Raw genomic sequence first — 17,464 nt, forward strand, 5'->3', positions numbered from 1 at the left:
CGGCGGCGACCCCCTGGCGAGTCACGGCCGGAACAGCGCCCGGTCGGGCTCCGGGATCCAGCACTCGTCGGCGATGTCGCTGTTGTAGTTGTCGCGGAAATACGCGACCAGATCCGGCAGTCCCGGATGCGGATTGGCGGTCGACCACAGCAGCGCGTGCGGGTACGCCGGAATCGGATCGACCACCGGAACCCGGCGGATGTGCGGATGCCAGGGCGTACGGAATCCCACCCCGGTGAAGCTGACCAAGGTCTCGGACGCGGCGACCCGTTCCAGGATGTCCTCGATCGGCTCCGGCCGCCCGCCGGATTCGACTGTGACCCCGCTGTATTCGGACAGATGCCGGTAGTAGTCGGCCCACTCCGACGGCACCGCCGTGCCGGGCACCCACGCGGTGAACGGCCGGACCTCGGCGAGGGTGGTCGCCGCGTGCCCGGCCAGCGGATGGTCCTTGCCGACGACGAGCTGCAACGGCTCCAGATACGAAGGCACCGCGGCGATTTCGGGCGGCAGCGGCCGCGGCCCGCCGTACGCCCGCGCGAAGGCGGCGTCGACGCGACCGCCGACCAGCGTGTCGCGCGCGGTGCCGTGCGCGCGCAGCGTGCCGGGGTGGCCGAGCAGCAGGGCGTCGCGCGTCGTGGTGATCACGTTGGAGATCACGACCTCCGTGTCGCGCTCGGGATGGCGGTACAGGTAGAAGCGCAGCGACTCCATCTCCGCCTGCCGCTCTCCGAGCACGGCGACGCGCAGCGGGCGAACCCGTTCCCGCACCGCCGTCACCGCGTCGTCGGCGGCGCTCAGCAGCGTGCGGGCATGCGGCAGCAGCCGGGCGCCCGCCGCGGTCGCCGTGATCCCCGTGGGCACCCGGTCGAAAAGCGCCGCCCCGAGCTGCTGTTCGAGCTTGGCCACGCGCTTGGACACCGCCTGCTGGCTGATGCCGAGCACCGCCGCGGCGTGGCTGAACTGCCCCTCGTCCAGCGCCGTGACGAACGCGCGGACGGCGGCGAGATCCAGATCCGTCATGACATCCTCCCGATACAACCTACGGTTGTGCATCCTAGCGTGTCTCTTGTTCGACTGACCGCCTCCTCACCTGGTCGTATCTAGCCGAGAAGCCATGGCCGGAACGGTGTGTCCACACAACCTATTCCGACCCCGATCGACCACAGGGTGATTCGATGAGCGACGCGTCCTTCGTCCATCTGCACAACCACACCGAGTACTCGATGCTCGACGGCATGGCGAAGGTGGCGCCGCTGTTCGCCGAGGCCGAGCGCCTCGGAATGCCCGCGGTCGGCATGACCGACCACGGCAACATGTACGGCGCCGCCGAATTCTTCCGCCAGTCGCGCACGTCGGGGATCACCCCGATCATCGGGATCGAGGCGTACGTCGCCCCGGAGTCCCGGTTCTCCGGCAAGCGCGTGTTCTGGGGCGACCCGTCGCAGAAGTCCGACGACGTCTCCGGATCCGGCGCCTACCTGCACCTGACCATGTTCGCGAGAAATGCGGTGGGCCTGCGCAATCTGTTCACGCTGTCGTCGCTGGCCTCGTTCGAGGGGCAGCTCGGCAAGTGGCCGCGGATGGACGCCGAGCTGATCGCCGAGCACGCCGAGGGCATCATGGCGACCACGGGCTGCCCGTCAGGTGAGGTCCAAACCCGTTTGCGCCTGGGGCAATTCGACGCGGCGTACGACGCGGCCGGGCGGTGGCGGGAGATCTTCGGCGCGGAGAACTTCTTCCTCGAGGTGATGGACCACGGCTTGTCGATCGAGCGGCGGGTGCGCGCGGACCTGCTGGCGATCGGCGAGAAGGTGGGCCTGACACCGCTGGCCACCAACGACTGTCACTACGTGCTGAAGCAGCAGTCGGCGGCGCACGAGGCGATGCTGTGCGTGCAGACCGGCAAGACCCTGTCCGATCCGACCCGCTTCCGGTTCGGCGGCGACGGCTACTACCTCAAATCGGCCGCCGAGATGCGGGCGCTGTGGGACGGCGAGGTGCCCGGCGCCTGCGACGCCACCCTCGCGGTGGCCGAGCGCATCGAACCGTACGACGACATCTGGGAGTTCCGGGACCGCATGCCGGTGTTCCCGGTCCCGGACGGGCACACCGAGGACAGCTGGCTGCGCCACGAGGTCGACGCGGGCCTGCGCTGGCGCTTCCCCGCCGGAGTCCCCGCGGAGTATCTGCGGCGGGCCGCGTACGAGCTGGACATCATCCGCGACAAGGGTTTTCCGGCCTATTTCCTGGTGGTGGGCGACCTGGTGGCGCACGCCCGCGAGGTGGGCATCCGGGTCGGGCCGGGGCGCGGTTCGGCCGCCGGGTCGCTGGTCGCCTACGCCCTCGCCATCACCAATATCGACCCGATCGAGCACGGGCTGCTGTTCGAACGATTCCTCAATCCCGAGCGGCCCTCGGCGCCCGATATCGACATCGATTTCGACGACCGCCGCCGCGGCGAGATGATCCGCTACGCCACCGAACGCTGGGGCAGCGGACAAGGTCGCGCAGGTCATCACGTTCGGCACCATCAAAACCAAGGCGGCGCTGAAGGATTCGGCGCGCGTGCATTTCGGGCAGCCCGGATTCGCCCTCGCCGACCGGATCACCAAGGCGCTCCCGCCCGCCGTGGCGGCCAAGGACATTCCGGTCGCCGGGATCACCGACCCCGCGCACGAGCGCTACGGCGAGGCGGCCGAGGTCCGCGCACTGCTCGACGCGGATCCGGACGTGCGCCGGATCTACGACACCGCGGTGGGTTTGGAGGGCATGGTGCGCGGCGCGGGCGTGCACGCCTGCGCGGTCATCCTGTCCAGCGAACCGCTGATGAACGTCGTCCCGCTGTGGAAGCGGCCGCAGGACGGGGCGATCATCACCGGCTGGGACTATCCCTCCTGTGAGGCGATCGGCCTGCTCAAGATGGATTTCCTCGGCCTGCGCACGCTTACGGTGATCGGCGACTGCCTGACCAATATCCGAGACAACCGCGGCATCGAGATCGACCTCGACACCCTGGGCCTCGACGACGACAAGACCTACGCCATGCTGGCCCGCGGCGACAATCTCGGTGTGTTCCAGATGGATTCGGCCGGCATGCGGGAGCTGCTGTTGCGGATGGCGCCCACCGAATTCAACGACCTGGTGGCGTCCAACGCGCTGTACCGGCCGGGTCCGATGGGAGTCGGCGCGCACTGGGCCTACGCCGACCGCAAGAACGGACGAGAGCCGGTCACGCCCATTCACCCGGACCTGGACGAGCCGCTGCGGGAGATCCTGGCGGAAACCTACGCGCTGATCGTCTATCAGGAGCAGATCATGCAACTCGCGCAGCGGGTGGCGGGCTACTCACTGGGCCAGGCGGATCTGCTGCGCCGCGCGATGGGCAAGAAGAAGCCGGAGGTGCTGGCCCAGGAGTTCGAGAACTTCCGTAACGGCATGCGCGGCAACGGCTATCGCGACGAGGCGGTGACGGCGCTGTGGGACGCGGTGCTGCCGTTCGCCGGGTACGCCTACAACAAGTCGCATGCCGCCGGTTACAGCCTGGTCATGTACTGGACCGCCTACCTCAAGGCGAACTATCCGGCCGAGTTCATGGCGGCGCTGCTGACCTCGGTCGGCGACGACAAGGACAAGTCCGCGATCTACCTGTCGGACTGCCGCAAACGCGGCATCCGCGTGCTGCCCCCGGACGTCAACGAGTCCGCCGCGACCTTCACCTGCGTCGGCGCCGATATCCGGTTCGGGCTGGGCGCGGTGCGCAACGTCGGCGAGCCGGTGGTCGAATCCATCGTGCGGGCACGGGAATCCGGCGCGTTCACCAGTTTCTCCGACTACCTGGCCAAGGCCGACGCCACCGCCTGCGCCAAGAAGGTGGTCGAATCACTCATCAAGGCGGGCGGTTTCGATTCGCTGCACCATCCGCGCCACGGCCTGTACCTGGTGCACGGCGAGGCCGTGGACGCCGCGATGGGCACCAAGAAGGCCGCGGCGCGTGGGCAATTCGACCTGTTCTCCGGATCGGTGGACGAATCAGGCGATGCCGCGGCGGTTTTCGAGGTACCGGTGCCGGATCGGGAATGGGACACCCGGCAACTGCTGGGATTCGAGCGGGAGATGCTGGGGCTCTACGTCTCCGGACATCCGCTCGACGAGGTGGCACAGGCACTCGCGACGCGGCGTGACACCCCGATCTCCGCGCTCGTCGAGGGCCGGGTGGGGCACGGCAGGAAGGTCGTGGTCGGCGGGCTCGTCGCCGCCGTCGACCGCCGCGTCACCAAGAAGGGCGAACCCTGGGCGATCGTGCGGCTCGAAGACCTGGAGGCGGCCGTGGAGATCCTGTTCTTCCCCGCGGCCTACGCGAGTGCGGCCACCGCCCTCACCGAGGACGCGGTGCTGCTCGTCGCCGCGCACGTCAGCATCCGGGACGGCCGGATGTCGCTGCTCGGCGACCAGGTCACCGTGCCGGAACTGGCCGGGCTCGCGGCGGCCGGCGCGATCACCGTGACCATTCCCGTTCCGGCCTGCACACCCGCGGCCGTCCGCGGCCTCCGCGAGACCCTCCAGCACCACCCCGGACCGACCGAGGTGCGAATTCGCTTGGTGGGCAGGAAGGGCCCGCAGTTGCTCGCGATCGACCCGCGCTACCGCGTCCAGCCCTCCCCCGCCCTGATGGGCGAACTCAAGGCCCTCTTCGGCCCGGCCTGCCTGCAGTCGCGGGCCGTTACCAGCCGCGCTCGGCGAGCCGGTGCGGCTCCGGGATCTCCTCGACATTGATGCCGACCATGGCGTCGCCCAGGCCGCGCGACACCTTGGCCAGCACGTCCGGGTCGTCGTAGAAGGTGGTGGCCTTCACGATCGCGGCCGCGCGCTGGGCCGGGTTGCCGGACTTGAAGATGCCGGAGCCGACGAACACGCCCTCGGCGCCGAGCTGCATCATCATGGCGGCGTCGGCCGGGGTGGCGATACCGCCGGCGGTGAACAGCACGACCGGGAGCTTGCCGGTCTCGGCGATCTCGCGGACCAGTTCGTAGGGCGCCTGCAGTTCCTTGGCGGCCACGAACAGCTCGTCCTCGGGCAGCGACTGCAGGCGGCGGATCTCCTGGCGGATCTTGCGCATGTGGGTGGTGGCGTTGGACACGTCGCCGGTGCCGGCCTCGCCCTTGGAGCGAATCATGGCCGCGCCCTCGGTGATCCGGCGCAGCGCCTCGCCCAGGTTGGTGGCGCCGCACACGAACGGCACGGTGAACTGCCACTTGTCGATGTGGTGCGCGTAGTCGGCCGGGGTGAGCACCTCGGACTCGTCGATGTAGTCGACGCCGAGGCTCTGCAGCACCTGCGCCTCCACGAAGTGGCCGATCCGCGCCTTGGCCATCACGGGGATGGACACCGCGCCGATGATGCCGTCGATCAGATCCGGGTCGCTCATGCGCGCCACGCCACCCTGCGCGCGGATGTCGGCGGGCACCCGCTCCAGCGCCATGACGGCCACCGCCCCGGCGTCCTCGGCGATCTTGGCCTGCTCCGCGGTGACGACGTCCATGATCACACCGCCCTTGAGCATCTCGGCCATGCCGCGCTTCACGCGGGCGGTGCCGGTCGTCGGGCTGGTTTCGGGCGTAGTCACGGCAAACTCCTGATCATCGGGGTAATCGGGTCATACGGAATCGAACGACACGATTCTAGGCGGGTCGATCAGGCCACTAGATAGCCAGTCCGAGAGCACTGGACTGCTGACCACACCCACACCCGCGAGGACCAGGAGTTCCCGCTATCTCGCCGCTACGTGATGGATGCGATCAGATCGGGTTGATCACCAGTAACTGAGCCCAGTAGGTGGCGGCCTCGTTGCCCAGATAGGGCAGCAGAAAGTCGTAGAGCAGGTAGGACATCGGCATGCGGTACTTCACCTCCAGATACCGGTTCGCCAGGGTGCGCGGTCGGCAAACCGACTCCGACCATAACCGAACATGACGTTCGCCACAGGGCTTCAGTCCGGCGGCCACCCGGGGCCGGAGTTGCCGACCGCCGTGGGAGCCAGGTATTCGATGCCGAGGACGATGTCGGGGTGGATCCGGATGATCCGGTCCCGGGGTCCGGGCAGGGCGGCCGGGAGTACTGGGCGGCACCGCCGGATCTCGTCCGGGTCGGTCAGTTCCTCGGCGGCGCCGGTGACGACGACACACCAGCCGAGCAGCGTGGCCGGGTCGAGGGTGTCGGCCTCGTAGGTGACCACCTGGCGGTCGGAACTCAGCGTGGTGCCGGGGTTGGCGTAGATGACGATGGCGTCGTCGACCACGGCGTGGTTGACGGGGCGAATCGTCGGCAGGGCGTAGCGGGAGAACACCACCCGGCCGAACCGCACGCCGGACAGCAACCGCATCGACTGGGCGGTCGACAGTTCACGTGAGCCGAGCGTTTCCTCCACGATGACCTCGGAGATCGTCGAACCTGTTGCGCCACCGATAATTCCACGTCGGCGAGGCGACGGCGCGGGAAACGCGGAACCCGGCGCGAAGTATGGGATTCCCCCCGGGGGCGACGCCTCGTCGGTGACCAACGACTCTAGCGGCCGCCGTGGGGAACCGTAGACTCGTGAGCACGTCGTTGTGCCCATCGACCTCCGAATCCCGCACCGCGTCAGAGGATTCGGCTCGACAGCGAGTCAGGAGCCCGGACATGGACGATGTCCTGCTGACCGACCGGCCGACCGGTTCGATCGCCGATTCGACGCCTCCCCCGTACGGCTTGTTCACCCCCGCGCCGCCACCGTCCGGCGACGCCGTGGCCTTCGCCGACGCCAACGACCGCTTGGTCCGGCACCTGTTCGATGTCGGCTTGCAGCTCCACACGCTCCGGGCGCTGTCCGGCGGGCCCGAGTCGGCCACCACGGTGCTCCTCGACGACCTGGACGGGATGATCCGCGACGCGGGCCTCGCGATGCTGGCGATGACCATGGCCCGCTGAACTCAGCGGATCGAACGCACCTCCGGCTCGGCGTCGCTGCCCGCGACGGCCGCCGCCTCCGGCAGCAGCTGATCGAGGTGGTACGGATACACCGTCTCCCCCATGGCATCCAGTGTCACGATGTCCTCGGCGGTGCACCACTTGTCGTCGGTGACGCAGCGGCGTTCCCACACCGTCGGATTCGCGGCCCGCGGCTCGAACGCCGTGGTGCGCGCGACGAAGAACAGTTCCTCCGAACGGACCAGTTCGCCGTCGAACGGGAAGACCGCGACCCGCCGCCAGATCGGCCCACGCAACGCCGTGGAGTCCAGCGCGCGGCCCGTCTCCTCCCACAGTTCCCGCACCGCCGCGGTGCGCAGGGTCTCCCCGGGTTCGATGCCGCCGCCGACGGTGAACCAGAACGGCAGGTCGGGCGTCTTGGGATCGTGGCCGCGCAGGAGCAGCACCCGGTCCTGCTCGTCGAGCAGCACCACGCGCGCGGAGGTGCGCACCGTGTCCACCTCGAGCCCAGTGGTGGCCGCGGCCGTGACCCGCTCGGCGATCTCGAAGTACGTGGGCAGCGGCGCGGTACCGCCCAGGTGCAGCAGCCGGACCGGACGGCGGGTGCGCAGGGCGAGGGTGTCGCGCACGGCGTCGTTGTGGAAGCGGCGGGCGATGAGCACGCGCGCCTCGGCGTCGGCCAGCTCGGCCACCAGTTGCGGCGGCAGCAGGGTGATGTCGATGCCCGTCAGCGCCGCGGCCAGCTGGTTCTCCACGGTCTCGCGATCGGTCCAGTCGGCGCGTTCGGCGCGGGCGGCCAGGGCGTGCAGGCGCCGGGCCTGCTCGCCGACCGCCTCGGACCCGGTATTGGTCAGCGCCAGCGCGACCGAGCGGGCCACCACCGCGCGGCGGGCCAGCGCCGCCTCGAGCGCGTGCCGCGCCTGATCGCTGCGCACGTGCAGGCGGTCCAGCCGATTCGCCGTCGAGTACGCCCACACGCCGGCCGCCACGATCAGCGCGGCGATCAGCGCCAGGACCAGGATCGTGGTCGCGGAGAAGGTGATCATCCGGCGGTCCTCACCCGGGTGTCGCCGACGGTCACCGTCTCGTACACCCGCAGGATCTGTTCGGCGACCACCGGCCAGTCGTATTCGCCCACAACCTGATTCGCCGCGCGGATCAGACTCTCCCGGCGGTCGGCGGCCCCGAGCAGCTCGCCGAGCGCGGCCGCCAGCCGCGCCGAATCGCCGATGGGGACGAGCATTCCCGCCGTCCCGTCGCGCAGCACGCGGCGGAAGGCGTCCAGTTCGCTCGCCACCACCGCGGTCCCCGCCGCCATCGCCTCCACCAGCACGATGCCGAAGCTCTCGCCGCCGAGATTGGGCGCGCAGTACACCTCGGCGCTGCGCATCGCCGAGGCCTTCTCCGCGTCCGACACCTGCCCGAGGAAGCGCAGGTGCCCGGCCAGCTCACCGGCCTCGCGCCGCAGCCGCTCCTCGTCGCCCCGCCCGACGATCAGGATCTCGACCTCCGGGTGGCGGCGCACCAGCTCCGGCAGCGCCCCCAGCAGCACCGCCATCCCCTTGCGCGGTTCGTCGTAGCGGCCCAGGAACAGCACCGTCCCGCCCGGCCGCGGGTAGCCCTCGAGCAGCGGGGCGTGCGCGAAGGCGGGGACGTCGACGCCGTTGGGGATCTCCACCGCGTCACCGCCGAGCGCCTCCACCTGCCAGCGCCGCGCCAGCTCCGAGACCGCGATCCGCCCGCTGATCTTCTCGTGGTAGGGCCGCAGCACGCCCTGAAAGGTGCTGAGCACCAACGATTTCGTGGTCGAGGTGTGGAAGGTCGCCACGATCGGTCCCTCGGCGATCTTCAGCGCCAGCATCGACAGGCTGGGCGCGTTCGGCTCGTGGATGTGCAGCACATCGAAGTCGTTGTCGGCGATCCAGCGCCGGATCCGGTTATAGGCGGTGGGTCCGAAGGACAACCGCGCCACCGACCCGTTGTAGGGAATGGCGACCGCCTTGCCCGCGGAGACGACGAAGGCGGGCAGCGGGGTGTCCTCGGCCGCCGGCGCCAGCACGCTGACCCGGTGCCCGCGTTCGATCAGCACCTCCGCCAGCTCCACGACATGGGACTGCACTCCACCCGGTACGTCGAACGAGTACGGGCAGACCATGCCGATTCTCATACCGCCTCGTCTCCCGCGGCCGTACCGTCCCGCGCGCTGGCGTCCGCGCTCGCGCGACCGTCCGCGCCGAGTGCCGCCTGGGCCGCGGCGATCCGGGCGCGGCGGGCCTCGGAGAGGTCCGCCTCCCACATGGGCTGCAGCATGTGCCAGTCGGCGGGGTGCAAGGCGATATTCGCCGCGAACCAGTCCGCCATGGCCTGGGTTGCCGGGCCCACGCCCCGCGAAACATCCAGCGGGGCATCCGTCTTCAGACCCCACCCCTCGTTGCCCGCGGCGTCGACGGTGTACCAGGCGTGCACGGGCAGCATCGCGGCACCGGTCTCGATCGCCAGTTTGGCGGCGCCGGCGGGCATCCAGGTGCGCTCGCCGAAGAATGTCACCGGCACGCCCTTGCCGGTGAGATCGCGCTCGCCCATCAGGCAGACGATCTTGTTCTGCCGCAGCCGCTCCGCCAGCTGCGGGAACGGCGGCTGGGTACCGCCGGTGTGCGGGAATACCTCGAAGCCCAGGCTTTCCCGATAGGCGACGAACCGTTCGAACAGCGATTCCGGCCGCAGCCGTTCGGTCACCGTGGAGAAGGTGCCGTAGTGCTGGACCAGCCACACCCCGGCCATATCCCAGTTCCCCGAATGCGGCAGCACCAGCACCGCGCCGCGGCCGCGCTCCAGCGCGGCGTCGACGTTCTCGATCCCGATCGCCGGCGGCATCAGCGGTGATCTCGCCAGCGTCGCGTGATCCAGCGTCGGCAGCCGGAACGCCTCGCGCCAGTACCGGGCGTAGGAGCGCATGCTGTCCCGGATCAGCTCGTCGGGCACGGCCATCGGGTCGACGCCGAGCACGCGAGAAAGGTTGCGGCGCAATTGGTTCGGCGTGCCGCTGCGATGCGTGGCGCGGTTCGCCCGGCGGCCGGCCCAGTCGCCCCCGACATCGAACAGTCGGCGCGCGGCGGGCTCGGGCAGGCCCCGGACCAGCCGCCACCCCGCCGCGTACGCCCGGTCGGTCAGCGTGGATCTCATACCGCTCATCCCACTGCCCCTATGCCACCGACTCCGGCGCTGCCGTTGCTCGAGCGTTCACTGCCCCTCCCCCTGCGCCCGCCCCGGCATGGCGATCACGTCGCGGGCGCCGGCGGAGTTGCGGACGGCCAAGACCCGCTGGCACACCGTGACGACGCTCAGCACGGCGAGCACGTACATCGCGAGATACACCGCGTAGGACAACCATTCGATGTCCCAGTAGCCGCCGATGCCGGTGAATCCGGCGCCGACGAGCACGATCACCAGCCGGTCCGGCCGCTCGATCAGCCCGCCGTCGGCCGACAGCCCGCTGGCCTCCGCGCGCGCCTTGGCGTACGAGATCACCTGCGAGGTCACCAGCACCACCAGGGTCGCGACGAACAGATGCTTGCTCTGCGCGTGGTAGACCGACCACCAGGCCAGCGAGCCGAAAACCGCGCCGTCGGCGATCCGGTCGCAGGTGGCGTCCAGCACCGCACCGTATTTCGTGCCGCCGCCCCGGGCCCGCGCCATCGCCCCGTCGAGCATGTCGAACATGACGAAGAACCAGATCACCATCGTGCCCCAGAACAGATGTCCGGTGGGGAACAACGTCACCGACGCCACGATCGAGGCCGTGGTGCCGATCAGCGTGACCGCATCGGGCGTGAGCCCGGTACTCACCAGCGCCTTGCCCAGGGGCGCAGTCGCTTTGGCGAATGTCTCACGACCGAAGAAGCTGAGCACGCTACTCGACGTCCTTCCACATACCGGCCAGCAGAGCCCTGGTCTCCCGTAACAGTTGCGGCATCACCTTCACTCCGCCGACAACGGTGATGAAATTCGCGTCCCCGCCCCAGCGCGGGACGATGTGCTGGTGCAGGTGGTCGGCGAGCGAACCGCCCGCCACGCCACCGAGATTCAGGCCGACGTTGAATCCCTCCGGCCGCGACACCTGCTTCATCACCCGGATCGCCCGCTGGGTGAACGCCATCAGTTCGGCGCTCTCCTCGGCGGTGAGGTCCTCGAGGTTGGCCACCCGGCGGTAGGGCACCACCATCATGTGGCCCGGGTTGTACGGGTACAGGTTGAGCACCGCGTATACCCATTCACCGCGCGCGATGACCAGGCCGTCCTCGTCGGACATCTTCGGGATCTCGGTGAACGGATGCCCCGAACTCGCGGGCTCGGCGCCCGCGTCGGTCTTGCGCGCGTCCCGGTCGGCCACGGCCCCGGTGATGTAGGACATCCGGTAGGGCGTCCACAGCCGCTGCAGGCGGTCGGGATCACCCGCGCCGGTGTCCACAATCGGATCCGGGCGGGCCGAATCCTGGTGCGATACAGCCTCGTCCACGGTTCGCTCACTCATTCCCACCGGTCCGGATCTCGAATCCCGCCGCCGTCGGCGACGCGTTCTCGCGGCGGCGGACCCAATCCGCCACGGTGGCAACGGCATCGGCGACCGGCACGCCGTTGACCGTGGTGCCGTCGCGGAACCGGAAACTCACCGCCCCCGCCGTCACGTCGCGCTCGCCCGCCACCAGCATGAACGGCACCTTCTGGGCGGTGTGGTTGAAGATCTTCTTCTGCATCCGGTCGTCGCTGCCGTCCACCTCGGCGCGCACGCCCGCGGCCCGCAGCCGCGCCACGACGTCCTCAAGGTGCGGCACGAAGGCGTCCGCGACCGGGATGCCGACCGCCTGCACCGGCGACAGCCATGCCGGGAACGCCCCGGCGTAATGCTCGGTGAGCACACCGAAGAACCGCTCGATCGAACCGAACAGCGCGCGGTGGATCATCACCGGGCGCTTCTTGGTGCCGTCGGAGGCGGTGTACTCCAGCTCGAACAGCTCCGGTTCGAAGAAGTCCAGCTGGATGGTCGACATCTGCCAGTTGCGGCCCAGCGCGTCCTTGGTCTGCACCGAGATCTTCGGGCCGTAGAACGCGGCCCCGCCCGGATCCGGAACCAGTTGCAGGCCCGAGGTTTCCGCGACCCGCGCCAGGGTGGCGGTGGCCTCCTCCCACAGCTCGTCGGAGCCGACGTACTTCTTCGGGTCCTTGGTGGACAGCTCGAGGTAGAAGTCGTCGAGGCCGTAGTCCTTCAGCAGGTCGAGCACGAACCGCAGAATGCTGGTGAGTTCCTCGACCACCTGCTCCTGCGTGCAGTAGATGTGCGAGTCGTCCTGAGTCATGCCGCGCACCCGGGTCAGGCCGTGGATCACGCCGGACTTCTCGTAGCGGTACACCGAGCCGAATTCGAACATCCGCAGCGGCAGCTCCCGATACGACCGGCCGCGCGACCGGAAGATCAGGTTGTGCATCGGGCAGTTCATCGGCTTGACGTAGTAGTCCTGGCCGGGCTTGCGGACGGTGCCGTCCTCGTTGTACTCCGCGTCCAGGTGCATGGGCGGGAACATGCCGTCGGCGTACCAGTCCAGGTGCTTGGACACCTCGAACAGGTGGGCCTTGGTCAGGTGCGGGGTGTTGACGAATTCGTAGCCGGCCTCGACGTGCCGCTGCCGCGAATAGTCCTCGAGCTCTTTGCGGATGATGCCGCCCTTGGGGTGGAACACCGGCAGGCCCGAGCCCAGTTCGTCGGGGAAGGAGAACAGGTCCAGTTCCAGGCCGAGCTTGCGGTGGTCGCGCTTCTCGGCCTCCTCCAGCAGGTGCAGGTGCGCGTCGAGGGCCTCCTGCGACTCCCACGCGGTGCCGTAGATGCGCTGCAGGTCCTCGCGGTTCTGGTCACCGCGCCAGTAGGCGGCGGAGCTGCGGGTCAGCTTGAACGCCGGAATGAACTTGGTGGTCGGGATGTGCGGGCCGCGGCACAGGTCGCCCCACACCTTCTCGCCCGTGCGCGGGTCGAGGTTGTCATAGATGGTCAGCTCGTTGCCGCCGACCTCCATGATCTCCGGGTCGTCGATGCCGGACTTGTCGCCGATCAGCTCGAGCTTGAACGGCTCCTTCGCCAGCTCGACGCGAGCCTCCTCGACCTCGACCACCCGGCGCGAGAAGCGCTGGGCGCCTTTGACGATCTTCTTCATCCGCGATTCCAGCTTGGCCAGATCCTCGGGGGTGAACGGACGGTCCACCTGGAAGTCGTAGTAGAAGCCGTCCTTGATCGGCGGGCCGATGCCCAGCTTGGCCTCCGGGAACTCCTGCTGCACCGCCTGCGCAAGCACGTGCGCGGCCGAGTGCCGGATCACGCTGCGGCCGTCCTCGGTGTCGGCGGCGACCGGCTCGACCTCGACATCGGTGTCGGGGATCCAGGACAGGTCCTTGAGGTTGCCCTCCGCGTCGCGCACGACGACTACGGTGTCGGGGCCCTTGGTGGGCAGGCCCGCCTCGCGCACCGCGGCGCCCGCCGTCGTCCCGGCCGGCACCCGAACGAGGGCGGTCGGGGTGGTGCGGGCTGAGGTGGTCACGGCTGCGCTCTCCTTGAGGTTCGGGCGGGCGGGCTGCCCGCGGTGTCTGCCGCGAGGATTCCCCGCGGCCGGACTCGGAAGTCCAGGCCGGACACGCGGAAGTGCCCGGCGCGACCATGCTATCGGGAGCATCCCGGGCATGTGGCGATGGACCTCGCCTGTCGCGGCCTCAGGCCCCGGCCGCCAGCCGCGCCAGGAGGGTCTGCCGCTCGGCGGCGGGACGTTTGGGACAGGACGTGCACATCTGGCAGCCCGGGACCTCGAAGACCAGGCAGCACGAGATCCGGCGGACGAAGGTGCGCGATCCGACGTCGGTGAATCGCGGCACCGGCAGCCGCCCGGCCACCTCGCGGGCCAGCCGTGCCCCGGCCTCGGCGTCTCCGGCGTCGAGGGCACGGTTGCCGATCGCGTCGGCCACGATCGCCCACAGCGACGCGGCACCCGCTCCCGAGACCTCGGCGACGGCGGGGATAATGCGCCCCAACGTCTTTCGCAGGGCGGGACCGACGTCCGTCGGATCGCTCGCCCGCTCGGTCGCGTCCACGACGACGACGCGTTCCACGCCGCCGTCGGGACGGATCTCGCAACGGAGCTGTTCGAGTTCGGGCGGAGTGGCGGCGCGGCCCTCGGCGTAGGCGGTGGCGATCGGGTCGACCAGAGAGGAGGCGGCCATGCACCACCAGAGGGTGCCCGCGACGCGAGAGTTGCCGGTGCCCCAAGAGATTCCCATGTCGGCGATGCGCTCGCTCAACCACTGCGGTCTGGTCAGCGTCGTGCCCGGTACCACCGCACCGCGCGCCGCCGCCACCGATTCCGCGACCATGTCCATCCGACTCCGTTCCCGCCGATGTGATCGAACCTCTTGATCGAACCCTCAGAACAGTGGGCTGTGCAACCAGTCCCAGTCCAGCCCGAACCAGCCGCCGACCCAGCCGAACGTGCCCAGCAACCACAGCGTCACCAGCACCACGGCCAGGGTCAGCAGCGCACCGAGCGTCTTCACCACGAGACCCTGCCCGGCGTACCAGTCCATGACCCGGCGGTAGCGCTCCCGCGTCCATTCCAGCAGTCGATGCGCCCAGACGAATTCCGTCGCCAGAATGCCCAGCCCCGCGAACACGATCAGCCAGCCGGGCCCCGGGTACGGAATGGCGACGATCCCGGCCGCCAGCACCGCGACCCCCAGCACCCCGACCACGACCCGATAGACGAGGTTCAACGTCGGCCGTTCGGCGACCGCCGCGCGCCAGGATTTGAACTCGGAAACCACGATCACCACCCTACGGATCCGCGCCCCTCGCGCCCATGATCACCGCCCCGCGCGCCGCCCGAGCATGCGGACGGAGTGCGGGCACACACGACCCCGCCCACGCACTCGACATCGTCGGCGAGCGCGTGGGCGGGGCGGTTGTGGCGGATTGTCAGACCGTGACCGGCGCGGTGGGCTGATCCACGATCTCGCTGATGCCCTCCGCGGTGACCTCCAGGACGTTGGCCGAGGAGATGTCGAAGAACAACCCCGACACCGTGAGACCGCGCTCGGTGACCGCCCGGCGGATCACCGGGTGGGCGTGCAGGGTCTCCAGCTGCACGGCGACGTTCACCATGCTCAGCTGGGCGGCCTCGTCGTAACCGGCCGCCGCGGCGGCGGCCCGCACCGGATGCCCGGCCCGGTAGGTCTCCAGGCTGGGCCGGCCGTGGGCCAGCCAGTTGTCCAGCCCCGGTCCGGCCGAGGCGCCGGACAGCAGCGCCTTCATGGCGCCGCACGACGAGTGACCACACACGACCACATTGCGCACCTGCAGGTTGTCCACCGCGAACGCGATGGCCGCCTCCAGCGAGGTGTCCGAGCTGTCGGCGGGGATGAGGTTGCCGACGTTGCGGACGGTGAACAGGTCGCCCGGACCGCTGTTGGTGATCACGTTGGGCACGATCCGGGAATCGGCGCAGGTCAGGAACAGCGAATGCGGGTCCTGCCGGTCGCGCAGTTCATCCAGGTGCGGCCGCACCACGTGGGCGTGGCTGCGGTGATAGGCGGCCACACCGGTCGCCACCGGATTGTCGGACCGCTCCTGCCACGGGCCCAGTACCTCGTCGAGCAGGCCGCGGGCCTGGCCGCGCTTGGGCGGACCGGCCGTGGCGTGTGCCATCCGCGCCGTGCCGATTTCCACGAATTCGACGTTGCCGCCGGTGTTTTCGTGTTGGCGGGCCCAGTCGTGGATGGCTTCGTAGGAGGCGTGGTCGAGGAAGTCGACGGTGAGTTCGACCAGCACGTCGGTGCCGGTGGGGACCTTGGCGAGTTCCTTGGTCAGTTTCGGCAGCGCGAGGAAGGTGCAGGTGCCGTCGACACTGACGATCCACCGGCCGGTCCCGGTGACCGGCGCGGCGTGCACCGACACCTTCACCACCCGCCACAGCAACAGCACGAACGCCAGCGCCAGCCCGATCAACACCCCCTCGAGCAGGTTCAACAACACCACCGCGGCCATGGTGACCGCATACACCGCCAGATCCCCGGTACGCCGCGCGAGCCGGATATGGGCCAGCTTCACCAACTGGATCCCGACCACGATCAACAACCCCGCCAACGCCGATTTCGGGATCTGCTGCACCACCCCGACCAGCGCGATGGAGAACACCAGAATCCACACCCCGTGCAACCACGCCGACGCCCGCGACCGCGCTCCCGCCGCGACGTTGGTGGAACTACGCACGATCACCCCGGTCACCGGCAACCCACCCAGCAGCCCCGAGGTCACGTTCGCCGCGCCCTGCGCCATCAACTCCCGATCGAAGTTGGTGCGTTCACCGGTATGCAGCTTGTCCACCGCCACCGCCGACAACAACGACTCGACGCTGGCGATCAACGCGATCGTCAGCACCGCCAGCACGATCGCACCCCACTCCCCGGACGGCAGGCCGGGTAGCCCGATCGCGTCGAACAACGACCCGTCGATCACGATCCGCACCGGCTCCCCCGGCAACACCAGCGACAACACCGTACCGATCAGCACCGCCACCAACGGGCCGGGAACGATCCGCACCCGCGCCGGCACCCACCGCCACGCCACGATGATCCCGATCACGATCAACCCGACCACCACATCCGCACCATGCAAATGCAGCAACTGCGACGGCAACTCGGTCAGGTTCTCCCACGCCGAACTACGTGACGCCCCGCCCAGCAGCACATGCACCTGCTGCAACGCGATCGTCACCCCGATCCCGGCCAGCATCGCGTGCACCACCACCGGCGCGATCGCCAACGCCGCCCGCGCGATCCGCGACAACCCGAACACCACCTGCAGCAACCCCGCCGCCACCGTGATGAAACACGTTGTCTTCCACCCGAACTGATGAATGGTCTCCGCGACCACCACCGTCAACCCCGCGGCCGGACCGGACACCTGCAACGGCGACCCACCCACGAACCCGACCACGATCCCACCCACCGCGGCCGCGATCAACCCCGCCGCGATCGGCGCATCCGACGCGATAGCGATACCCAGCGACAACGGCAGGGCCACCAAAAACACCACGATCGACGCAGGCAGATCATGGCGAGAAACAGAAGACAAACGATCGGACCACGATCTCTCCGGCGCGGCGTCCGATCTGGAGGTCGTATCGGTGTCGGTGGACATATTGCTCCTTCACCAGGCCGGTGTCGCCGGTCCCGGTTGGTCGAACATGTTCTCCAGGCATCGAAAGCAGCTGCGGGACGGCGTTGTCCGGCAGTCACCCGGAAGTAAGGCGAGATTAATAGTAAAGACTAAGCAAAGCCTGAGAAAAGGATATTTAGCTGGGGACACTTCCGCATCTCGAGGTGACGGCCCTCACACTGTGCCCCGAACAGCGGCAACGCCCCGGGTGCTCACCCCGGGGCGTTGCCCGACCTACCGTCCCGGCCGTCG

At 69.3% G+C, this 17,464-nt stretch carries 13 protein-coding genes and 1 pseudogene; 2 read left to right on the forward strand and 12 right to left on the reverse strand.

Annotated elements, in window-relative coordinates; translation table 11 throughout:
* Positions 1-21 precede the first annotated feature (21 nt).
* Positions 22-1,023 (reverse strand): LysR family transcriptional regulator, encoded by a 1,002-nt coding sequence (locus tag ACFMRZ_RS07720; RefSeq protein ID WP_400178495.1) that lies wholly within the window; start codon positions 1,021-1,023, stop codon positions 22-24.
* Positions 1,024-1,178: 155 nt separating this feature from the next.
* On the opposite strand from ACFMRZ_RS07720, the pseudogene dnaE reads away from it, so the two are divergent.
* Positions 1,179-4,776, forward strand: a pseudogene (dnaE, locus tag ACFMRZ_RS07725) (DNA polymerase III subunit alpha).
* On the opposite strand, the gene pdxS reads toward dnaE, so the two are convergent.
* Both pdxS and ACFMRZ_RS07735 read right to left on the reverse strand, forming a co-directional pair.
* Complete coding sequence (gene pdxS, locus ACFMRZ_RS07730) at positions 4,724-5,626, reverse strand: pyridoxal 5'-phosphate synthase lyase subunit PdxS (RefSeq protein WP_280272546.1); 903 nt, start codon at positions 5,624-5,626, stop codon at positions 4,724-4,726. The pseudogene dnaE and the gene pdxS overlap by 53 nt on opposite strands.
* A gap of 363 nt (positions 5,627-5,989) precedes the next feature.
* Positions 5,990-6,427 carry a pyridoxamine 5'-phosphate oxidase family protein gene (locus ACFMRZ_RS07735; protein WP_400178496.1) on the reverse strand — a complete coding sequence of 146 codons (438 nt, stop codon included), beginning with the start codon at positions 6,425-6,427 and terminating at the stop codon, positions 5,990-5,992.
* 251 nt (positions 6,428-6,678) lie between these two features.
* On the opposite strand from ACFMRZ_RS07735, the gene ACFMRZ_RS07740 reads away from it, so the two are divergent.
* Positions 6,679-6,966, forward strand: coding sequence for a hypothetical protein (locus ACFMRZ_RS07740; RefSeq protein WP_400178498.1), 288 nt, complete (start codon positions 6,679-6,681; stop codon positions 6,964-6,966).
* Positions 6,967-6,968: 2 nt separating this feature from the next.
* On the opposite strand, the gene ACFMRZ_RS07745 is transcribed toward ACFMRZ_RS07740, so the two are convergent.
* From ACFMRZ_RS07745 to ACFMRZ_RS07785, 9 genes are all read right to left on the reverse strand, one after another.
* Positions 6,969-8,009: an NUDIX hydrolase gene (locus ACFMRZ_RS07745; RefSeq protein WP_280272557.1), complete on the reverse strand. Its 1,041-nt coding sequence runs from the start codon at positions 8,007-8,009 to the stop codon at positions 6,969-6,971.
* Entirely contained in the window at positions 8,009-9,133 is a 1,125-nt protein-coding gene (locus ACFMRZ_RS07750) for a glycosyltransferase family 4 protein (protein WP_280272549.1), read from the reverse strand. Before ACFMRZ_RS07750 ends, ACFMRZ_RS07745 begins: the two co-directional genes overlap by 1 nt.
* Positions 9,130-10,158 (reverse strand): phosphatidylinositol mannoside acyltransferase, encoded by a 1,029-nt coding sequence (locus tag ACFMRZ_RS07755; RefSeq protein WP_400178499.1) that lies wholly within the window; start codon positions 10,156-10,158, stop codon positions 9,130-9,132. The genes ACFMRZ_RS07750 and ACFMRZ_RS07755 overlap by 4 nt, the downstream gene beginning before the upstream one ends.
* A gap of 48 nt (positions 10,159-10,206) precedes the next feature.
* Positions 10,207-10,875, reverse strand: a complete 669-nt coding sequence (gene pgsA / locus ACFMRZ_RS07760; protein WP_280272551.1) for a phosphatidylinositol phosphate synthase — start codon at positions 10,873-10,875, stop codon at positions 10,207-10,209.
* Position 10,876: 1 nt separating this feature from the next.
* The gene (locus tag ACFMRZ_RS07765; protein ID WP_400178500.1) at positions 10,877-11,497 is read right to left on the reverse strand and encodes an HIT family protein; all 621 of its coding nucleotides are present in this window, start codon (positions 11,495-11,497) and stop codon (positions 10,877-10,879) included.
* Positions 11,490-13,550, reverse strand: coding sequence for a threonine--tRNA ligase (gene thrS / locus ACFMRZ_RS07770; protein WP_400178501.1), 2,061 nt, complete (start codon positions 13,548-13,550; stop codon positions 11,490-11,492). Before thrS ends, ACFMRZ_RS07765 begins: the two co-directional genes overlap by 8 nt.
* Positions 13,551-13,719: 169 nt before the next feature.
* On the reverse strand, positions 13,720-14,379 hold the full coding sequence (locus ACFMRZ_RS07775; RefSeq protein WP_280371697.1) for a (2Fe-2S)-binding protein: 660 nt from the start codon (positions 14,377-14,379) through the stop codon (positions 13,720-13,722).
* Between the two features lie 45 nt (positions 14,380-14,424).
* Entirely contained in the window at positions 14,425-14,820 is a 396-nt protein-coding gene (locus tag ACFMRZ_RS07780; RefSeq protein WP_400178502.1) for a TIGR02611 family protein, read from the reverse strand.
* Between the two features lie 151 nt (positions 14,821-14,971).
* Positions 14,972-17,194, reverse strand: a complete 2,223-nt coding sequence (locus ACFMRZ_RS07785; RefSeq protein WP_400178503.1) for a SulP family inorganic anion transporter — start codon at positions 17,192-17,194, stop codon at positions 14,972-14,974.
* Positions 17,195-17,464: the final 270 nt, after the last annotated feature.

Origin of the sequence: Nocardia sp. N2S4-5, assembly GCF_044628355.1 — a bacterium.
In the GTDB taxonomy this organism is placed as follows: Bacteria; Actinomycetota; Actinomycetes; order Mycobacteriales; family Mycobacteriaceae; genus Nocardia; species Nocardia wallacei_B.

What these genes read in the sequence shown, in the direction of transcription:
- ACFMRZ_RS07750 (WP_280272549.1), bottom strand. Translation starts at nt 9,133, where the DNA reads ATGAGAATCGGCATGGTCTGCCCGTACTCGTTCGACGTACCGGGTGGA.
- ACFMRZ_RS07785 (WP_400178503.1), bottom strand. Translation starts at nt 17,194, where the DNA reads ATGTCCACCGACACCGATACGACCTCCAGATCGGACGCCGCGCCGGAG.
- ACFMRZ_RS07765 (WP_400178500.1), bottom strand. Translation starts at nt 11,497, where the DNA reads ATGAGTGAGCGAACCGTGGACGAGGCTGTATCGCACCAGGATTCGGCC.
- ACFMRZ_RS07740 (WP_400178498.1), top strand. Translation starts at nt 6,679, where the DNA reads ATGGACGATGTCCTGCTGACCGACCGGCCGACCGGTTCGATCGCCGAT.
- ACFMRZ_RS07775 (WP_280371697.1), bottom strand. Translation starts at nt 14,379, where the DNA reads ATGGACATGGTCGCGGAATCGGTGGCGGCGGCGCGCGGTGCGGTGGTA.
- ACFMRZ_RS07720 (WP_400178495.1), bottom strand. Translation starts at nt 1,023, where the DNA reads ATGACGGATCTGGATCTCGCCGCCGTCCGCGCGTTCGTCACGGCGCTG.
- ACFMRZ_RS07755 (WP_400178499.1), bottom strand. Translation starts at nt 10,158, where the DNA reads ATGAGCGGTATGAGATCCACGCTGACCGACCGGGCGTACGCGGCGGGG.